This is a genomic window from Streptomyces sp. NPDC016677, from assembly GCF_055562815.1.
In genome coordinates, this window is record NZ_JBVHEO010000022.1 from 37,353 (window position 1) to 56,968 (window position 19,616).

Below are 19,616 nucleotides of genomic sequence, written 5' to 3' on the forward strand. Positions count from 1 at the left end.
CTGTTACGCCGTCCGGCCGGCCCGCGAGTGTGTTCGCTGGGTTCGTGGTGAGTGTGGTCTGGGTGGGTTTGGTTCGTGTGTCTGTGTGGTGGGTCGGGGTGTCGATCCGGGGGTGGGGTGGTGGCTGGTCGGTGGGTGGCTGGGTTTCGGTGGGTGAGGGGGGTGGCGTGTTTGTGGTTCGGTCGTTCGTTGTGTGTGGCGGTCTGTGGTTGTGTGAGAGGCTCTTGGTTTTTTTCTCGCTGTGTCCGTGTGGGAGGGGTTCGGGTCCTGGTGGGGCTGGTTCGTGGGTGAGTGTTCGGCTGCGTCTGTCGGTCGTGTTGGTGGGTGAGGAGGGTCGGGTCTGTGATGGACGTCATGTCGTGCCTCCGGTGACGGGTGGGATTCTGTCCGGTGGGTGAGGCGTTCCTGTGACGGTCCGTACGGCGGCCGGGAGGTCGCGTGGTTCACGTGGTGCGAGTGGTACGCGTGATGCCGTCGGGCGTGTGGTGCGGGTCGGGCGTGTGGTGCGGGCTGTGTGGGTGCGAGGTGGCGGGCGGCCCGGAACGCGGTCTGCGCAAGGGGTGTCCCGGGTGGTGTCCCGGATGCCCCTCCGGGCGGCCCGGGACGCCTCTCCGGGCGGTGTCCCGGGGGGCGTCCGGCCCGGGGCGCCGCCCGGGGGGGTGTCCGGGGCCGGGGTCGGGGTGCGGGGTCGGGGTGGGGTGTGGGGTCAGGGGGTGGGGGTTGTTTCTCCGTTGTTGAGCCGTGCGGCCGCTGCGACGGTGTCGGCGATGGCTGCCGCGTATTCCTGGTCCAGCGATACGCGGTCGAAGATCAGCCGGTACCACATCGGGCCGAACACCAGGTCGATGAGGAATTCCTCGTCGGGGTGGCTGACCTCGCCGCGGTCCCGGGCGCGCCGGATGATTTTCGCTGCCTCTTCGCGGCGTGGGCCGGTCAGTCGCTTCCAGAGCAGTTCGGTGAAGTCCTCGTCCTGGAGTGCCTCGCTGATCAGTGCCCGGTTCAGTACCCCGCTGACCCCTTGCTGGGCGGCGAAGGTGGCTGTCAGCAGTACGCAGATGTCGTCCCGCAGTGAGCCGGTGTCGGGGGTGGGCAGCCGCGCGGCGGCGAACCATGCCAGCGCGTCGAGGATCGCCTCGCCCTTGCCGCTGTAGCGCCGGTAGACGGTCTGTTTGGACACCCCGCTGCGTGCGGCGATGCCCTCCATGGTGACGCCGGGCGCGCCTGTCTCGGCGGCGAGTTCGAGGGTGGCGCGGCGAATGGCGTCGTCTACGGCCGGATCACGAGGACGTCCTGTCATGGGACCCACTGTAAGACCTCTAGATACGGCACGGTGCGTATCGTAAGCAGGAACGAGTGGCTCCCGCCAGGCCCGGAGCCTTCCGGAGTGGGCCCCGAGTCCCGCCCAGTCGGCCGGCCGTCCTCGCCGGCGCCCGCAAATATGCTGTTCATGCCCTGTTAATGCGGGATTTCACGTCCTCGGCGGCCGGGCCGCGCATCCGGTGTGCGGACGCCGGCGGCGTCTTCCGGTCCGTCATTGACATACGGCACGGTGCGTGCTGATATTGCAATACGCAACGATCCGTATTGGAAGGGGGACGGATGTCTTCCCGTGGCTCCACCCCGGCGTTACTCGCGCTGGCACTCGGTTACTTCACTCTGGGGACCACCTCGCTCGCCGTGGTGGGCCTCAGTGCGCCCATGGGCGAGGGTCTCGACGTCGCGCCGGCCCGTATCGGGCTCCAGGTCACCGTGTTCGCGCTGACCTTCGCCGTCGCCGCTCCCCTCGCCCCGATGGCACTCGGCCGGATGGGCCGCAAGCAGGTCCTGCTGCTGGGTATGGCGCTGCTGACCGCCGGTTCGGTGGCGGCGGCACTCGCCCCCGGCTATGTCTTCCTCACCGGCGCCCGCGTCGTCGCCGCCCTGGGCGCGGCGGTATTCGGTCCCGCCTCTTCCGCGGCCGGATCGCTGATCGTCCCCGAGGAGCGGCGTCAGCAGGCCCTCGCCGTGGTGTTCGGCGGTATGACCGCGGCATCGGTCCTCGGTGTTCCGCTGGCGTCCTTCCTCGGGGACGTGCTCGGCTGGCGGCAGGCTCTCATCGGCGTGGCCGTCCTGTCCGGGGCCGCCCTCGTGGGTGTGGCCGTTCTGATGCCCGGGCTCGATCCCGGGCCGCGCCCGACGCCTGCCGCGTACCGCGGTGTGCTGGCGACGCCCGGCGCGCTGTCCACCGTGGGTACCACCCTGCTTTTCATGGCGGCGCAGTTCACGGTCTACGGCATCGCCGGCGCCTATGTGGCCGACCGGTTCGACGCCTCGTCCGGCTATGTGACGGCGACGCTGCTCGCGTTCGGCATCGTCGGTGTCCTGGGCAACGGCTTGGCCGGCAGGGCGACCCGCGCCATCGGCACCACCCGCACCGTCTCCCTGACCGTCGCGGGCGTGGCCGTCGCCTTCGCCGCGCTCCTCGTGGTCCCCGACGCGGCCATCGGCGGTCTGCTGCTCTTCGCGCTCTGGGCCTTCTTCAGCCAGCTCTACCAGGCGCCCCAGCAGGCGCGGCTGGTGGCGCTCCTGCCCGAGCAGCGCGGTCTGCTGCTCGCCCTCAACGCCTCGGCCCTCTACCTGGGCATGAGTTTCGGCAGTTTCATCGGCAGTACCGGCCTGCCTGCCTGGGGCTCCGGCATCCTGCCGGCCGCCGGACTCGGCCTGCTCCTGTTCGCCGGCGCCACTCACTGCCTGTCGGTCCGCAAGGCCGGGACGGTGCCCCGGCCGGTGCCCGTCTCCTCCTGACCCGCCGCTGCGGCCGTACCACCTGTTCTCCGGTGGCCGCCCGGACGCCAGCCGTCCGTCCGGCCGCCGGCATCACCCGGATACCTTGACGAAGGAATGAGTCCGCCATGACGACGAACCACGTGAAGCTCGCGCACGACTACCTGGAGCAGGTCTGGAACCAGGGCCGCACCGACCAGGCCGCCGACTATCTGGCCGAGGACCTGATCCAGCACAACCCGAACCTGCCCGACGGCCGCAAGCCGCTCGTGGAGTTCATCGAGGGCCTGCGCCAGCAGGTGCCGGACGGCCGCTTCGAGATCCGTCGCAGTGCCGCCGAGGGCGACCTGGTCTTCGTGCACAGCCTGTTCACCACGGGCCCCGGGGACCGCGGCACCGCGGTCGTCGACATCTTCCGGATCGCCGACGGCGTGATCGTGGAGCACTGGGACCTGCGTGAGAGCGTCCCCGAGAACACGGTCAGCGGTCACGAGATCGTCTGACCCACCACACGCGCCGTCTCCGCCGCCGGCGGGGACGGCGTACCACGGGCCGCGTCACGTCCCCCGTCCGCGGCCCGGCCGCCCGCCCCGCCGGTCCACCACGACCGGCGGGGCGCACCGGTGTCCCGAGGCGGAGACGGCGGGCCCGTACCGGCACGGCAGGCGCGCACGCACGTTGTGCACGTACCGGTGGGCGGGCCCGTACGGCACGGCACACGCGTGCGGGGCACGGCACACCCGTACTGGCACGGCACACGCGAACGCACGGCACACGCGTACCGGCACGGCACGGCACACGGCACACGCGTACCGGCACGGCACGGCACACGGGAACGGGCGCGGCATGGCGCGGCACACGCGTACGGGCGCGGCATGGCATGGCACACGCGTACGGCACGGCGCACATGTACCGGCACGGCACGGCACACGCGTACGGGCGCGGCATGGCATGGCACACGCGTACGCGTGGTGTGGCAGGCGCGTGCGGCATGCGAACGGCCGGCCGGTCCCTTCCGGGGCCGGCCGCCGCTGTCGTACCGCGTGTGGTGCTTACGCCACGGGCACCCGGGCCGCGACCACGGTGACCGAACGGTCGAGGCCGCTGAAGCGCAGGGCCTCCAGGACGGCGTCACCGGCGCCGTCCACGACGATCTCCGCGCCCGCGGGGAGCTGTTGCTGGGCGAAGGCCAGGCAGCGGGCGCCGCCGGCGTCCATCGACGTCAGCTCCGCCGTGTCCAGCACCAGCCGGCGCACCGGCTGCCGCGCGGCCTGGTCGATCAGCGAGTGCAGCCGGGGCACATCGTGTTCCGAGAGGTCGCCGGCGAGGTGAATGCTCGCGGTGGTCGCGGCGAAGCCCAGGTAGGCGTCGAAAGCCATGGTCATGTCCTTTCGTCGGGTGTGCGGCCGGCTGGCCCCGCTCGGGAGCCGGCCGGGCGAGTGGCAGGACGGTTCCGTTCAGGGGCCGTCCGGGTGTGCGGTCAGGGCGACCGCCGTGTGGGGGGCCAGCCGGAGGGCGGCCGGTCCGTGGACGTGTCCGGGCGGCACCGGGGCCTGCGGCTGTGTGGCCGCGCCGGTGTCCAGGGACAGGCGCCAGTGCGTACCGGGCGGGGGTGCGGGCGGTTCGACGGCGCGGTCGGCGCGGCCGGTGTTGACCGCGATGAACACGGTGTCCGGGACGCCCTCGGGAGGCTCCTGGTGCAGCAGGACGGCCAGCAGGGTCGAACCGTCACTCCAGTCCGGCTCCCCGGGCCGTTCCCCGTGCCAGCTCACCGGCGGCAGCTTCCAGCCCTCGGGCGTGGCGCCGCCGGGGTGCCGGACGCGCCGCAGGACCGGGTGCGCGCGCCGGAAGGCGACGCACCGCCGGGTGAAGCGGAGGAGGTCCGCGTGGGTACGGGTGCCCGTCCAGTCCAGCCAGCTGATCGGGTTGTCCTGGCTGTAGGCGTTGTTGTTGCCCTGCTGGGTGCGGCCGAACTCGTCACCGGCGAGCAGCATCGGCACCCCCTGGCTGAGGAACAGCAGCGCCAGCGCGGTGCGCCGCTGCCGGTCCCGGGTCAGGAGGACGGCCGGGTCACCGGTGGGGCCCTCGTGGCCGCAGTTCCAGCTGTCCTCGTCGGGGATGCCGTCCGCGCCGCCCTCGCCGTTGGCGTGGTTGTGCCGCTCGTCGTAGGAGGTGAGGTCCGCGAGGGTCATCCCGTCGTGGCAGGTGATGTAGTTGACGGAGGCGGCAGCGGTCCGTGCGCCGTAGAGGTCGGGCGAGCCGAGCAGGCGCGGTGCGAAGGCGGCGGCGCTGCCCGGGCGGCCGAGGAGGAAGCGGCGGATGTCGTCCCGGTAGCGGGCGTTCCACTCGCTCCACCGCCCGTAGGAGGGGAAGCGGCCGGTCAGGTCGAGCCCGGTGGCGTCGGTGGCCTCGGCGACCAGGAGCCGGTCGGCCAGCACGGGGTCGTGCGCGATGTCCTCCAGCAGCGGCGGGTTGTCGAGGAGTTCGCCGTCCTGCCCGCGCGCCAGGATGCACGCCATGTCGAACCGGAAGCCGTCGACGCGGTACTCGGTCGCCCAGTGGCGCAGGGAGTCCAGGATCAGGGCCCGCATCCTGGGGTGGTTGGCGTTGACGGTGTTGCCGGTGGCGGTGAGGTTGCGGTAGCCGCCGTCCGGGGTCATCAGGTACGACGCCGGCGCGTCCAGACCCCGCAGGGACTGGGTCGGTCCGCGGTGGTCGCCTTCGGCGGTGTGGTTGAAGACCACGTCGAGGACGACCGCGATCCCCGCCTCGTGCAGCGCCCTGACCAGTTCCTTGAGTTCCCTCGCCGCCGCGTCCGGGGTGGGCGTCGCCGCGTAGGCGGCCTTGGGCGCGAAGAAGCCGACGGGGTTGTAACCCCAGTAGTTGAGCAGCGGGGCGCCGGTCTCGGGAGAGGTGTACGTGTTGTCCGTCTCGTCGAACTCGAAGACGGGCAGCAGCTCGACGCAGTTGACGCCGAGGCCGAGCAGGTACGGGATCTTCTCGCGCAGGCCGGCGTAGGTGCCCGGGCGCGCCACCCGGGAGCTGGGGTCGCGGGTGAAGCCGCGGACGTGCAGCTCGTAGACGACGAGGTCCTCCGGGGCGGTGCGCGGCCGCCGCGTACCGCCCCAGTCGAAGGTGTCCTCGCCGATCTGTGAGCGGTAGCGGGGCCGCTCGCCCCAGGCGCCCCCGCCCGCGAGCCCGCGCGCGCGGGGGTCGAGGAGCACCGGGGCGGCGGCGGTGCCCGCCCCGGTGCCGGCGCGGTAGCCGTAGTGGAGCTGTTCGACGCCGGGCCCGGAGACGGTGACGGCGAAGACGTCGCCCGTCCTGCCGTCCTCGGGGAACGGCAGTTCGGCGACGACATCGCCGCTCTCCGGCGCCATCAGCACCAGCCACAGCGCCCGGGCGCCGGGTGCGCACACGGCGAAGTTGACGCCCGCGGGGACCACGGTGGCCCCCAGGGGCGCCGGCCGGCCCGGGCGGGTGCCGAGGCCGGGCGCCGGCCGGCCCGGGCGTGTTGCGGGGCCGGGCGCCGGCGGCCGGCCGTCGTGCGGTGCGCACGTGCGGGCCATGGTCACGACCGGACGGGGCGCAGCCGGACCCGGACGGTGCTCCTGTCGCCGGTGTCCGGCAGCGACACTGTCATCGACCGGGCGTCGAAGTCGGTGTGGGGAGCGCCGTCGACACGCACCGACTCCAGCTCCACGCGCCCCGGCGGCAGCACGTCGGGCGCGACGCGCAGGAGCCGCTGCGGGAAGTGGGCGCCTGCGCCGGGCCGGAACCACAGGTCGAGCGGTTCGCGGTGGACGAGGAGACGGGTGTAGACCTCGGCCAGGTAGGCGAGTTCGGCCTTGTGGTACATGCTCATCGCGTGGCTGCCCTTGAGGCGTTCGTCGCCCACCAGGTAGGGCAGTCCGTCGGCCAGGACCGTGAAGTGCACACCGCCCTCGTCGTGGTCGAGGAAGAAGGCGTTGTAGAAGGCCGACGCCTCGCGGGCGTGCAGCAGCGCGTCCTGGTCACCGGTGTGCCCGGCCAGCACCAGGTAGGCGAGGATCGCCTGCTCCTGCTGCCACCAGGTCTTGCGGTCGTGCCAGACGAAGGGGTGCCGGCCGCGCTCCGGCAGCCGCTGCACCATGTCGTACCAGCCGCCGCGCTGCGGGTCCCGGCCGACGCCGGGCATGGTCGCGCCGATCCGCTCCGCGAGCGCCAGGTACTCGCGCTTGGGCGTGGTGGCGTTCATCCGCATGAGGTTCCAGGCGATCTTCAGGTTGTGCCCGATGACGGCCCGGTCCTGCTGCCATCCCCAGGTGGTGTCGGGCGTCCAGTCGGCGTGGAAGCGTTCGTTGACGAAGGGGCTGTTCCTGTCCGGCATATGGGTGACAATCATGTCAAATGTATGTTCGAGTATGCGGCGGTAGCGTTCCTCCCCGGTGGCGAGGAACAGGTTGAAGAGGTAGGCCGGGGCGTGGTCGCCCACCGAGTTCCAGTTCTTCCGGGAGCGGTTGGGTCCGAGGGCGTCGCTGTGCGGGCTGAGCGTCACCGGGTCGATGTGGGAGTAGTAGCCGCCGAGTCTGCGGTCCGCGAAGCAGCGTTCGAAGAGCCGCACCGTGCCCTCGATGTCGGCGCGGATGACCGGGTCGCCGGTCAGGCGGTACGTCTGGGTGAGGCCCACCAGCGCGTAGATCTGCTCGTAGGCGGGGATGGCCCGGTAGTCGTCGCCGAACTCGGAGGCGAACAGCTTGCTCTCGCGCGGTCCCCGCACATCGATGCCGTGGTACCAGTAGACGATGTCCTCGGCCGGGTCGCTGAAGCGCATGTGGTCGTGCAGGTATCTCGAACCGCTCTCGGCCACGTCCAGGAAGTCCTCCTCGCCGGTGAGCATGTAGGCGGTGGCCATGCCGTAGACCATGCGGGAGATCGTGTCGGTCTCCTGGACGTGGCGCCCGGTCTTCGCGCCGCCCGCCCGGATCTCGGTCCGGTAGTCGGCGAAGTCGGCCGGGCCGGTGCCGAACTGCGAGGTGCGGTAGAAGGACGCGAGCCGGCCCAGCTGGGAGGTCCACCAGCCCGCCCTCTCGTACGGCGGCGTGCCGCCGGCCTCGGTGACGAAGATCAGCTCGGTCGCCTGGTAGTGCAGCTCCCCGCCCTCCGGGTACACCGGCCCGTAGCTGAAGAGGAAGGCGCCGGGGCGCAGGTGCTCGTCCATGCTGCCGGTGGCGTCCTGGTAGGGCTCGCCCAGGTTGCGCATCCGGTGGGCGTAGGTGACGTCCGTCAGGTGCAGGGTGACCGGGCGCCCGTCGAGGGTGCGCAGTTCGACCTCGCGGCCGCGGCGCCCCACGACGTAACCGGCCGTGCGGTCGGAGAAGGTGAAGGGGACCGCGGCGGCCGGGCCGGCGTTCACCGCGCCACCGCCGGGTCCTGCGCCGCCGCCGGGTCCTGCGCCGCCGCCGGGTCCTGCGCCGTCGCCGCGAGGAGTTCGATGACCGCGCGGGTGAGCAGGTGGCGCTCGTCCACGGTGCGCGAGGTCACCAGGTCGCCGTCGACGACCAGGTCCTGGTCGGTGTAGACGGCGCCCATGTTGCGGACGTCGCCGACCAGGTTGTTGTGGGCGGTGACCCGCCGGTCGCGCACGCTGTCGCGGGCGGCCGACATGAGCAGCAGGCCGTGGCAGGAGAAGGCCTTGATGAGGTGCGGGAGGCGGAAGGCGCGGCGCAGGAGGTCGACGGCGGGCGCCTGCTGGGTCACGTCCTCGCTGTAGCGCAGGCGGTCGGCGACCATGCCGGAGGGCACGATCAGGGCGGAGTACTGGGAGAGTTCCCCGTAGTCGAGGCTCTCCAGGTCGTGGTGGACGGTCACCTCGGCGCGGTGGTCGTGCCCGCGGAAGGTGAGCGAGGGGCGGCCCCACAGCCGGGTCAGCAGGACGACCTCGGCGCCCTCCTCCAGGAACCGGTGCTGGTAGTAGGCGATCTCGTCCTCGACGAAGTCGTTCTCCATGAGGATGCCTACCCGGCGGCCGGGCAGGCGCCCGGGAGGCAGGATCGCGGACGGTGTCGCGGTGGTCATGTCGGTCGGTCCTCTTCCGTTCGTCGGTCGGAGCGGGGCGGAGCGGGTCGGGGCGGGTCGGAGCGGGGCGGGGCGGGTCGGAGCGGGTGGGTGCGGTACGAAGGCGGCGGGCCGGGCCGGGCTCCGGTACGAAGGCGGCGGGCCGGTCCGGCGCGGAGAAAGGAAGGGGGCGGCCCGGGGTGGTGGTGTGCCGGCCCCGGGCCGCCGGGGGCGGTGCCGGCTCAGGCGGGCTGCGGAGCCGGCTGGTGGAACGCCATGGTGCGGATGCGCGGTACGCCGTCCTGGAGGACGACCCACCACGTCTGGCGGGCGAGCGGGGCCGGGGCGTCGGGCGGCGAGCCGGGGTCCTGGAGGGTGACCTGGGCGTGGACGGGGGAGACCACCCGGACGCGGACCTCGTCCGCGCCGGGGCGGTCGTCGCAGAGCGCGGCCTGGCCGCCGCTCTGCCCGTACCAGTGCCTGAAGTCCTGGGTGCCCCGCACGATGCGGCCCGGCAGGTCCACCAGCAGGCCGTTGGCCAGGTGGGGCAGCAGTTCCTCCACCGGTGCCCGCCGGGCGAGCGCCGCGCGCCACTGGTCGACGAGCCGGTGGACGGCGTCCACGCAGAGTACGGGCCGGGAGGGGGCAGATGTCATGGTGATGTCCTTTCGGGTGCGCGCTCGGGCGCCCTCAGCCGGTGGCCAGGTCGATGAGGTAGGGGCCCTGGTGGGCGAGCATGGTGCGCACCGCCTGCTCCACCTGGTCCGGCCGCTCCACCCGCCGGGCGGGCACGCCCATGGACTCGGCCAGGGCGCTGAAGCGGAGTTCCGGATCGGACAGGTCGAAGGCGTCCGGCCCGGCGTGCGGCGCAATGCCCAGCTCGCGCCAGTACTGCTCGATGTTCAGGTCCAGGAGCCGGTAGCGGCGGTTGTTGCAGATCACCAGCTTGGCGTCGATGCCGTAGCGGGCCGCGGTCCACAGCGCCTGGATGGTGTACATGCTGCCGCCGTCGCCGGTGAAGCCCACGACGGGCAGCTCGGGGCGGGCCAGCTTGACGCCGAGCGCGCCGGGGATGCCGACGCCCAGGGAGCCGCCGCGGGTCTGGAAGAAGTCCCCGGGGCGCCGCGCCGGCAGGTGGGCGGCGATCGGGCCCGACGCGGTCAGCGCCTCGTCGAAGACGGCCAGGTCGGCGGGGGCCTGCGCGGACAGCTCCCGCACGAAGCGCTCCATCAGGGATTCCCCGTCGGTGGCGGCCGGGGCGGGCGGGCGGGCGGCTGCCGGTGCCCGCGGTGTGAGCGGGCCCCGCCGTTCGAGTTCGCCGGCGAGTGCCCCGAGCGCCGCCCGGGGGTCGGCGACCACGCCCAGCTCCACGGGGAAGTTCTTCGCGATCTCGTACGCGTCCAGGTCGATGTGGACGATGCGGGCGTCGTCCCGGAAGGGGCTCTGGAGCGAGGGGAAGACCTCGGGGAAGACATAGGTGCCCACGATCAGGACGCCGTCGGCGTCACGGACCACCCGGGCGCTGTCCGCGCCGAACATGTGGCCGAGCTGCCCGCCGTACAGCGCGTGCGTGGTGTCGAAGTTGGTCTCGGAGGAGTTGACCCCCCACACCGGGGCGCCCAGCCGCTCGGCGACCCGGGTGAGTTCCTCCTGTGCCCCGCTGACCGCCACCCCGTCGCCCATCAGGACGAGCGGGCGCCGCGCGCCGAGCAGGATGTCGGCGGCGCGCGACACGGTGGCGGGGGCCGGCGCGGCGCTCGTGTCGAGCAGGGGCGTGGGGACGGCGGGTTCGGTGGTGATCTGGTCGAGCACGTCGGCCGGAAGCACCACCACGACGGGGCCGCGGGGCGGCGTCATGGCGATCTTGACGGCGCGCCGCAGCACCCGCAGGGTCGACGCCGGGTCCAGTACGCGGGTCGCGTACTTGGTCACGGGTTTCGCCATGGACACGAGGTCGGCCGCCATCTGCCCGTCCATCGCGTCGTAGCGCACACCGGCCTCGCCCACCAGGACCACCAGCGGTGAACCGCCCCGCTTGGCCTGGTAGAGCATGCCGATGCCGTTGCCCAGGCCGACCCCGCTGTGGAGCTGGACCAGGGCGGGCCGCTGGGCGGCGCGGGCGTAGCCGTCCGCCATGCCCACCGCGACGCCCTCGTGGAGCCCCAGCAGGTAGGAGACGCCGGACCGTCGCACCTCGTCCAGGAAGCCCTGTTCGACGGTGCCCGGGTTCCCGAACATGTAGGTGATGCCGTCGGCCGCGAACTGCTCGAAAACAGCGGTCTTCCCTGGTCTGGCTCGCATGGTGCTGTCCTTCCTCCGATCGGGGATGTGGTGCGCAGCCCTACCAGCCGTACCGGCGCAGGCCGTTCTCCAGCGTCTGCACCAGCAGCTCGCCGGAGAGGACGGAGTCCGGGGTGGACCGGCCGGTGACGAAGGGGTGGTCGACGATGACGGACGTCTCCTTGCCGACGTTGCCGTGGAAGCCGCCCTCGGGCCCGGTGGCGTCGCGCAGGATGTACTCCAGCGGGTACGGCGGCGGGCCCATGTTGAAGTCCACGCCGATGAAGCCGGTGCCGTCCTTGTAGTCGTACTCCTTGGGGTGCCCGGTCACGTGCTTGCCCCGAAGCAGGCTCTCCCGCGTCTCCAGGTCCCGGGCGAAGGCCAGCACGGCCACGCCGTAGCACTCGGCGAGGATCGGCTTGTCGGCGGCGGCGAAGGCCAGGACGACCTCGTGCAGCCGCTCGTTGTTGGCGAGGTCCACGATCGGGCCGCTGCCGCCCACGATGACGAGCGCGTCGAACCCTGCCACCAGGTCGGACGTGGCGGACTGGAGCCGGCGGTTGTAGTCCTCCAGCTCCCGCAGGTGGTTGAGGGCGCTGTAGTACGGGCGCTCCGGAATCAGGTCCGCCAGGCTCAGCGGGTTGTCGAGGCGCAAGGACTCGTCGAGCGCCCGGGCCTTGCGGGCCATGTCGTGGCTGGTGACGGAGCGGCCCAGCGGCGGGTCGATGTAGTCGGGGTCGAGGCTCGGCGGCAGCGCGCGGGCCCGCTTGCCGGTGGGCGTGGCGAAGGTGACGCGGTACCCGCGGGCGTCGAACGCCTCCAGCGGGCCGACGAGTTCCTCACCCCAATAACCGTATTCCGAAAGCACCACGAGAATTCGTTGCGACATTTTTTCCTCCGTGTGAATCACGAGTTACGCGGGTCGGTCCCCGCAGCCGGTGGAGAATGACCTCCGCCGAACAGGACCGAGTAGATACGGGAATTGATACATGCCGCAACGAACGGCTCGGACATGACTGCAACTATGGGAAGTTGACGCAGTCGCGCACCGGCCCGGGCAGCCGCCGTCCGGGCACCCGAGACTGTGCCAGAGTGAACACCCGCCTACCCGCACCATCACTGACCTGCGGTTGAGCAAGCCCGCAACAGAGCCGGCCAGCAGCATTCGCCCCCGGTTCCGCACCGGAATTCCCGCCTCCCGCATTTACGCCGCCACTTGGCCAAGTCCGCGAAGTGCACCGCGATACGGCCGGAATGCTTCCCTCGGCATCCCGCCGCCCCGAGGGTGGAGAAAACGCGGAAAGAGAGGGCTTTCACGAATGAGCGGACGCATATCCATAGGCGATGTGTCGCCGACCGTGGAGGGCGGGGCGTTCCCCGCCAAAGCGGTGGTCGGCGAGCACGTCCCCATAGAGGCGACGATCTGGCGCGAGGGACACGAGGCGCTGGCCGCCTCGGTGCTGTGGCGCGGCCCGGGACCGGACCGGCCGGGAGCCGCCGGTGTCCCCATGACCCTGCTCGACGAGGGCCTGGACCGCTGGTCGGCGACGGTGGTACCGGACCGCCCGGGCATGTGGACCTACCGGGTCGACGCCTGGGGCGACCCGTGGACCACCTGGTGCGCCGCCGTGCGCGCCAAGCTCGCGGCCGGACAGGACGCCGATGAGCTGGCCAACGACCTGGAGAGCGGCGCCCGGCTGCTGGAGCGGCACGCCCGCCGGGCGGACGGCGGGGACCGCGGGCTGCTCGCCGCCGCCGAACGGCTGCGCGACCGGCGGCTCCCGCCCGCTGAGCGCACCGCCGCCGCCCTCGCCCCCGGCGTGGCCGCGGCCGTCGCACTGCACCCCCTGCGCGAACTGCTCACCCGGGGACCGAGCCGCCAGGTGCGGGTCGACCGCGAGCTGGCGCTGGCCGGCGCCTGGTACGAGTTCTTCCCCCGGTCGACAGGGGGCCGCGACCGTGACGGGAAACCCGTCCACGGCACCTTCGCCACCGCCGCCAGGGAACTGCCCCGCATCGCCCGGATGGGCTTCGACGTGGTCTACCTGCCACCCGTCCACCCCATCGGCCACACCCACCGCAAGGGCCGCAACAACTCCCTGACCAGCCGCCCGGACGACGTCGGGTCCCCCTGGGCGATCGGCTCGGCGGACGGCGGCCACGACGCCGTCCACCCGCAGCTGGGCACCCTCGACGACTTCGACGGTTTCGTCGCGTCGGCGGGCGCCCTCGGCCTGGAAGTCGCCCTGGACCTGGCCTTCCAGTGCTCCCCCGACCACCCCTGGGTGCGCAGCCACCCGGAATGGTTCACCGCACGCCCCGACGGCACCATCGCCTACGCGGAGAACCCGCCCAAGGCCTACCAGGACATCTATCCGCTGAACTTCGACAACGACCCGGACGGGCTCTACGCCGAGCTGCTCCGGATTGTCATGCACTGGATCGGCCACGGGGTGACGGTGTTCCGCGTCGACAACCCCCACACCAAGCCGGCCGTCTTCTGGAACCGGCTCATCCGGGAGGTGAAGGAGAGCCACCCGGACGTCGTCTTCCTCGCCGAGGCCTTCACCCGGCCCGCCGTCCTCCAGGGGCTGGCGAAGGCCGGCTTCACCCAGTCGTACACCTACTTCACCTGGCGCACCACGAAGCAGGAGCTGACCGACTACCTCACCGAACTGGTGGACACGGCCGACTTCCTGCGCCCCAACTTCTTCGTCAACACCCCCGACATCCTCCCCGGACACCTCCAGGACGGTCACCCCGCGGCCTTCGCGCTGCGCGCCGTGCTCGCCGCGCTGCTCTGCCCCAGCTGGGGCGTCTACTCGGGCTTCGAGATCCTCGAACACCGCGCCCTGGCCGGCGCCGGGGGCGGCGAGGAGTACCTGGACTCCGAGAAGTACGAGCTGCGGCCCCGCGACTGGGAGGCGGCGCGAGCGGCCGGGCGCAGCCTGGAGCCGCTGATCGCGGCGCTGAACCGCATCCGCCGCGCGCACCCCGCGCTGCGCCGGCTGCGCCACCTGCGCTTCCACGAGGTGGACAACGACCAGCTCCTCGCCTTTTCCAAGACCGATCCGGCCGGCGGCGACACCGTGCTGTGCGTCGTCACCCTCGATCCGTACCGGACGCAGGAGGGAACCGTCACCCTCGACCCCGCGCCGCTCGGCCTGACGGCCGGGGCGCGTTTCGCCGCGCGCGAGGAACTCACCGGCGCCGACGTGGTCTGGGACACCAGCAGCCCCGTCAAGATCGACCCCGCCGGCTCCGTCGCCCGCATCATCACCTGGAGCCGTCATGAGTGAGCGGCCCGGCGACGGCACACGGGCGGGAGACCTGCCCGAGGTGCGCGCGGAGGACTACCACAGCGCCCGGGCCCTGCCCGTCGACGCCCACTGGTACAAGCGCGCGGTCTTCTACGAAGTGCTCGTCCGCTCCTTCTACGACAGCAACGCCGACGGCACCGGCGACCTGCGCGGGCTCACCGAGAAGCTGGACTACCTCCAGTGGCTGGGCGTCGACTGCCTCTGGCTGCCGCCCTTCTTCGCCTCTCCGCTGCGCGACGGGGGCTACGACATCAGCGACTACCGGGCGGTGCTGCCGGAGTTCGGCACCATCTCCGACTTCGTGGAGCTGCTGGACGCCGCGCACGACCGGGGCATGCGCGTCATCACCGACCTGGTGATGAACCACACCTCCGACCAGCACCCGTGGTTCCAGGCCTCCCGCCGCGACCCGGAGGGGCCCTACGGCGACTTCTACGTCTGGGCCGACGACGACAGCGGCTACCCGGACGCCCGTGTCATCTTCGTGGACACGGAGGAGTCCAACTGGAACCACGACCCGGTGCGCGGCCAGTTCTACTGGCACCGCTTCTTCAGCCACCAGCCGGACCTCAACTACGACAACCCCCGCGTCCAGGACGCCATGCTCGACGTCGTGCGGTTCTGGCTCGACCTCGGCATCGACGGTTTCCGCATGGACGCGGTGCCCTACCTCTTCGTCGAGGAGGGCACCAACGGCGAGAACCTGCCCCGGACGCACGACTTCCTGAAGCTCGTACGCAAGATCGTCGACGACGAGTACCCCGGCCGTGTGCTGCTGGCCGAGGCCAACCAGTGGCCCATCGACGCCGTGCAGTACTTCGGGGACGCGCCCTCCGGCGGCGACGAGGCGCACATGGCCTTCCACTTCCCCCTCATGCCGCGCATCTTCATGGCACTGCGCCGCGAGAGCCGGCTGCCGGTGTCCGAAGTACTGGCCCAGACACCGCCGATCCCGTCCGGCAGCCAGTGGGGCATCTTCCTGCGCAACCACGACGAGCTGACCCTCGAAATGGTGACCGACGAGGAACGCGACTACATGTACGCGCAGTACGCCAAGGACCCGCGGATGCGCGCCAACCTCGGTATCCGCAGACGGCTCGCGCCGCTGCTCGACAACGACCGCAACCAGATCCAGCTGCTCACCGCGCTGCTGCTCTCCCTGCCCGGCTCGCCGATCCTGTACTACGGCGACGAGATCGGCATGGGCGACAACATCTGGCTGCCCGACCGCGACGCGGTCCGCACCCCCATGCAGTGGTCCTCCGACCGCAACGCCGGCTTCTCCACGGCGAACCCGGGCCGCCTCGGTCTGCCGGTCGTCATGGACCCGGCCTACGACTACGCGGCCGTCAACGTCGAACGGCAGGCGGCCGAGCAGTCGTCCCTGCTGCACTGGACCCGCCGCATGCTCGACGTGCGCCGCCGCCACCCGGCCTTCGGGCTCGGCACCTTCGAGGAACTGGAGACGGACAACGAGGCCGTCCTCGCCTACATCAGGCGGCTCACCGCACCGGAGGGCGACGAGGACGTCCTGGTCTGCGTGCACAACTTCTCCGCCTCCCCGCAGCCGGCCACCCTCCACCTCGGCGCGGAGGCCGGCGCCGTACCGACCGAGCTGACCGGGGACGTCACGTTTCCCCGCGTCACCGGCGACCCCTACCGGCTCACCCTGGGCGGACACGGGTTCCTGTGGTTCTCCCTGACGGACGCGAAGGAGACGTCATGACCACGCCCGCCCGTGTCACCTGGAGCGCGCGGCTCGCGGCCTCGCTGACCGTGTGGCTGCCGACGCAGCGCTGGTTCGCGGGCAAGGGGCGGCCGCTGCGCCACGTCGGTGTGGAGCACTGTCTGCCCTTCCGCGAGGCACGGCCGCCGGGCGGCCCCGAGGGCGTGATCGTGGTGGCCCGCGCCCACTTCGCCGACGGAGGGCCGCCGGAGGACTACCAGGTGCCGCTCGGGGTGTCCTGCCGTCTCCCGGCGGCGGCCGGCGCCCCGGCCGTCGTCGCCCGCGACCGGGACACCGTCGTCTACGACGCCCTGGCCGATCCGGAGCTGACCTCGTGTCTCGTGGGCCTGATCGCCCGCGGCACCCGCACCGACGGGCTGCGCTTTCGCGCGGAGAGCCCCGGGCTGCGCCCGCCGCACCCCGTCCCGTCGAGCCGGCCGCTCGGGGCCGAGCAGAGCAACAGCTCGGTGGTGGTGGACGGCCGCTACCTGCTGAAGGTCTTCCGCAGGCTCGGCCCCGGCCGCAACCCCGACCTGGAGCTGCACCGCATGCTGCACACGGCGGGCTCCGCCCATGTGCCGCGGCTGCTGGGTTCGATCGAGGGCCCGGCGGCGGACGGGCCCACGTACGCCACGCTCCAGGAGTACGCCGAGGACGCGCCGAGCGGCTGGGACCTGGCCCTGCGCGACCTGCGCCGCCTGCCGCTCCCCGGCGGGGCGGCCGCACCGGCGGGCGGTGCCGGCGCGGCCGGCGGGATTCGGGGCGGCACGGCGGCGAGCACCGCGGAGGCGGCGGGCGTCGGTGAGGCGTGGCGGCTCGGTGAGGCGGTGGCGGCCGTCCACCGTGAGCTGGCGGCCGCCGGCGGCAGCAGGCCCCTCGGCCGGCCCGGGCTGGCCCGCCTGGCGGGCGCCATGACGAACCGTCTCGACCTGGCGCTGGAGGCGGTACCGCGGCTCGCCCCCTACGAGAAGGCGCTGCGCGAGGCGTTCGCGGCGGTGGCCGGCATGGAGCCGCAGGCCGCCGGCCGGGTGCAGCGCGTGCACGGCGACCTCCACCTGGGACAGGTGCTCCGCGCCCCGGACGGATGGCTGCTGATCGACTTCGAGGGGGAGCCCGCGCGGCCCCTCACGGAGCGCCGCGCCATGGCGTCACCGGTGCGCGACGTCGCCGGCATGCTGCGGTCCTTCAGCTATGCGGCGTACCACGTGCTGGGCGCCGCGGACCGCGTCCCGGGCCCCGCCGGGGCGGTCGCGCAGGCGTGGGCGCGGCGTATGCAGGCGGCCTTCTGCGACGGCTACGCGGCCGCGTCCCGCGTGGACCCGCGCTCCCGTGCCCGCGCCCCGCTGCTGGCCGCGTACCAGTTGGACAAGGCCGTCTACGAGGTGCTGTACGAGACCCGCAACCGCCCCGACTGGGCCTGGAATCCGCTCCGCGCCATCGGCCGGCTCCTCGGCACCGACTCCGGTCAGTAAAGCCTTTGTCAACGCTCCCGGGCTCCGCATGAACATACCGAGTGTTGAGTAGGTTAGTGTCCGCAGCGTCTCGTAAGTGCCTCGCGCGCCACGGGACGGAACCGAGGACCACGGGGGGAAACGTGATCGCACACTCGGCGTCGTCGCAGGTCATACGCGGGCACCGGACCGGCCCCGGCCGCTCGCCGGGACGCGCCCCGGGCGCCGCCGGCGGGCCGGCGGCAAAAAGTTACCGTTCGGTTCACTCCGGACCCGGCCGTCGTCGGCGCCACCGCGCCACCGCGCTCCCCGGCGACGGCCCCCTGGGGCACCCGCCCGGCTGATACAGCTGAAAAGCGACATCACCTCTGCGAATGCCCGGCATCCGCCAGGTATTTTTCCGGCATGCGCAGGCGCCCTTTCGCCGCGCCCATGACAGTGAAATCGACGGGTAAACCGATCGTCCACGACTACGTTAAGTCGCACTTGCCCGTCGCGAGATGCCTGTGGGGAGTATCGGTGCTGTTGCCGTGCCCCTCTCCCGGGAATGAGGACAGGAATGTCAATACTGAACGCTGATATCTCACCCCTCGCATGTGACAACGTTTCCGCATTCGCCAGTGAAATCTTCAGCCCGATGCCGCGGATGGATCAGCGCAGGTGGGCGGAGGTGTACCTGCGCGGACTCTTAATGGTGGATGGTAAAAAGTCCGTCCGTCGTATCGCCGAAAGCCTCCCCATCTTCCAGGCCAAGCAATCACTCCAGCAATTCATCAACCAGAGCCCCTGGGACTGGGAACCGGTACGCGCCCTGCTGGCCCGGCACGCGGAGGCGAGCCGCCGCCCCCAGGCGTGGTCGGTCGAACGCGTCGTCATTCCCAAGCGCGGCGAGCGTTCCGTCGGGGTCCAGAAGCGCTTCGTCCCCGAACTCGGACGCACCGTCAACAGCCAGCTCGGCCTCGGTGTCGTGCTCACCTCCGACACCATGAGCGTGCCGGTCGACTGGCGCATCGCCCTCCACGGAAAGTGGCGGGAGGAGGCGGCCTTCCGGCGGTCCGCCTATATCCCGGAGAACGTGTACGGCAAGCCCGAGTGGGCCGAGATCACCGACATGCTGGAGGAGATGGGCACCCGCTGGCACCTCTCGCCGGCCCCGGTGATCGGCAACCTGCGGCACCTGCCCGACGCCGCGCGCCTGGTCAACTGGCTGACGGCCAGGGGCATCGACTACGCCGTGGAGGTCGACGCCTCCTTCCCCGTCACCAAGGGCGACGCCGCGGCGTACCCGGCGCGCCCGGTCACCCACGCCCGTGACGTGCTGCGCGACGCCACCGGCAGCGGGGCGCAGCGCGGCGCCGGGGCCCTCTCCCTCACCAGGGCGCGAAGAGGCCGGCTCATCTCCCAGTACGTCCGCGTCCCGACGGCCGCCCGGCTCGTCAAACCGCCGCAGCAGCAGCCCGTCAGACTGATCGGCGAGATCAGCGCGGCGCAGGAACCGACGCGCTTCTGGCTCACCAATGTCACCGGCGGCCTCTTGGAGGAGGTCATGCCCCTGGTCTCGCTGTCCGCCCGCAGCCGGGCCGGGATGCAGTGCCTGGAGACGCACTTCGGGCTGCGCGACTTCGAGGGGCGCTCCTTCCGCGGCTGGCACCACCACATGACGATGGTGTCGACCGCCGCCGCCTACAGCGCGCTGCGCGAGGCCGCGGCGCACCCGGGCCCGCTGGCCGCGGCCGGCGCCCACCGCGACCTCAGCGCATGACCCGCCGCCGGCGCCGAGAGCCCGGCAGGCACCGCGCGGCCGGCACCAGCGGCCGCGGCACACCCTTCCGCGCGGCCGGCTCCGGCAGCCGCCGCACGCACCCCCGAGTGGCCGGCATCCGAGGCCGCCCGCACACCCCCGCGCGGCCGGCTCCCGCCACCGCACACCCTCCCGCGCGCCCCGGCGAAGACGGCGGACGGCGCGCCCGCACCCGGTCCCGCCTTTGCGCCGGGTCCCTCCGAATCGACCTGCAAAAGTAGTTCCCCGCCATCGGCGAA

General features: G+C 72.2%; 14 protein-coding genes. 6 read left to right on the plus strand and 8 right to left on the minus strand.

Going from position 1 to position 19,616, the window contains the following annotated elements; translation table 11 throughout:
- Nucleotides 1-706: 706 nt before the first annotated feature.
- On the minus strand, nucleotides 707-1,297 hold the full coding sequence (locus ACZ3IG_RS33995) for a TetR/AcrR family transcriptional regulator (RefSeq protein ID WP_467436961.1): 591 nt from the start codon (nucleotides 1,295-1,297) through the stop codon (nucleotides 707-709).
- Between the two features lie 302 nt (nucleotides 1,298-1,599).
- Between ACZ3IG_RS33995 and ACZ3IG_RS34000 the strand changes: the two genes are divergently transcribed.
- A complete protein-coding gene (locus ACZ3IG_RS34000) occupies nucleotides 1,600-2,784 on the plus strand; it encodes an MFS transporter (protein ID WP_467436962.1) in 1,185 nt (394 codons plus the stop codon).
- A gap of 107 nt (nucleotides 2,785-2,891) precedes the next feature.
- Nucleotides 2,892-3,266: a nuclear transport factor 2 family protein gene (locus ACZ3IG_RS34005; protein WP_467436964.1), complete on the plus strand. Its 375-nt coding sequence runs from the start codon at nucleotides 2,892-2,894 to the stop codon at nucleotides 3,264-3,266.
- A gap of 549 nt (nucleotides 3,267-3,815) precedes the next feature.
- On the opposite strand, the gene ACZ3IG_RS34010 is transcribed toward ACZ3IG_RS34005, so the two are convergent.
- The 7 genes from ACZ3IG_RS34010 to ACZ3IG_RS34040 all read right to left on the minus strand — a co-directional run bounded on the left by ACZ3IG_RS34010 (nucleotide 3,816) and on the right by ACZ3IG_RS34040 (nucleotide 11,968).
- Nucleotides 3,816-4,142, minus strand: coding sequence for an STAS domain-containing protein (locus tag ACZ3IG_RS34010; RefSeq protein WP_467436965.1), 327 nt, complete (start codon nucleotides 4,140-4,142; stop codon nucleotides 3,816-3,818).
- A gap of 78 nt (nucleotides 4,143-4,220) precedes the next feature.
- Nucleotides 4,221-6,332, minus strand: a complete 2,112-nt coding sequence (locus ACZ3IG_RS34015) for a glycogen debranching protein (RefSeq protein ID WP_467436967.1) — start codon at nucleotides 6,330-6,332, stop codon at nucleotides 4,221-4,223.
- Nucleotides 6,333-6,334: 2 nt separating this feature from the next.
- Complete coding sequence (locus tag ACZ3IG_RS34020; RefSeq protein WP_467436968.1) at nucleotides 6,335-8,158, minus strand: AGE family epimerase/isomerase; 1,824 nt, start codon at nucleotides 8,156-8,158, stop codon at nucleotides 6,335-6,337.
- Complete coding sequence (locus tag ACZ3IG_RS34025; RefSeq protein ID WP_467436969.1) at nucleotides 8,155-8,820, minus strand: DJ-1/PfpI family protein; 666 nt, start codon at nucleotides 8,818-8,820, stop codon at nucleotides 8,155-8,157. The genes ACZ3IG_RS34020 and ACZ3IG_RS34025 overlap by 4 nt, the downstream gene beginning before the upstream one ends.
- A gap of 221 nt (nucleotides 8,821-9,041) precedes the next feature.
- The gene (locus tag ACZ3IG_RS34030) at nucleotides 9,042-9,455 is read right to left on the minus strand and encodes a hypothetical protein (protein ID WP_467436971.1); all 414 of its coding nucleotides are present in this window, start codon (nucleotides 9,453-9,455) and stop codon (nucleotides 9,042-9,044) included.
- 34 nt (nucleotides 9,456-9,489) lie between these two features.
- Entirely contained in the window at nucleotides 9,490-11,100 is a 1,611-nt protein-coding gene (locus ACZ3IG_RS34035; RefSeq protein WP_467436972.1) for a thiamine pyrophosphate-binding protein, read from the minus strand.
- A gap of 40 nt (nucleotides 11,101-11,140) precedes the next feature.
- Entirely contained in the window at nucleotides 11,141-11,968 is an 828-nt protein-coding gene (locus ACZ3IG_RS34040; protein WP_467436973.1) for a type 1 glutamine amidotransferase domain-containing protein, read from the minus strand.
- A 430-nt stretch (nucleotides 11,969-12,398) separates the two neighbouring features.
- On the opposite strand from ACZ3IG_RS34040, the gene ACZ3IG_RS34045 reads away from it, so the two are divergent.
- From ACZ3IG_RS34045 to ACZ3IG_RS34060, 4 genes are all read left to right on the plus strand, one after another.
- Nucleotides 12,399-14,378, plus strand: a complete 1,980-nt coding sequence (locus ACZ3IG_RS34045) for an alpha-1,4-glucan--maltose-1-phosphate maltosyltransferase (protein WP_467436975.1) — start codon at nucleotides 12,399-12,401, stop codon at nucleotides 14,376-14,378.
- Nucleotides 14,371-16,125 (plus strand): maltose alpha-D-glucosyltransferase, encoded by a 1,755-nt coding sequence (gene treS / locus ACZ3IG_RS34050; protein ID WP_467436976.1) that lies wholly within the window; start codon nucleotides 14,371-14,373, stop codon nucleotides 16,123-16,125. The genes ACZ3IG_RS34045 and treS overlap by 8 nt, the downstream gene beginning before the upstream one ends.
- Nucleotides 16,122-17,597, plus strand: coding sequence for a maltokinase N-terminal cap-like domain-containing protein (locus ACZ3IG_RS34055; RefSeq protein ID WP_467436978.1), 1,476 nt, complete (start codon nucleotides 16,122-16,124; stop codon nucleotides 17,595-17,597). The genes treS and ACZ3IG_RS34055 overlap by 4 nt, the downstream gene beginning before the upstream one ends.
- Nucleotides 17,598-18,135: 538 nt before the next feature.
- Entirely contained in the window at nucleotides 18,136-19,338 is a 1,203-nt protein-coding gene (locus ACZ3IG_RS34060) for an IS701 family transposase (protein WP_467436979.1), read from the plus strand.
- Nucleotides 19,339-19,616 lie beyond the last annotated feature (278 nt).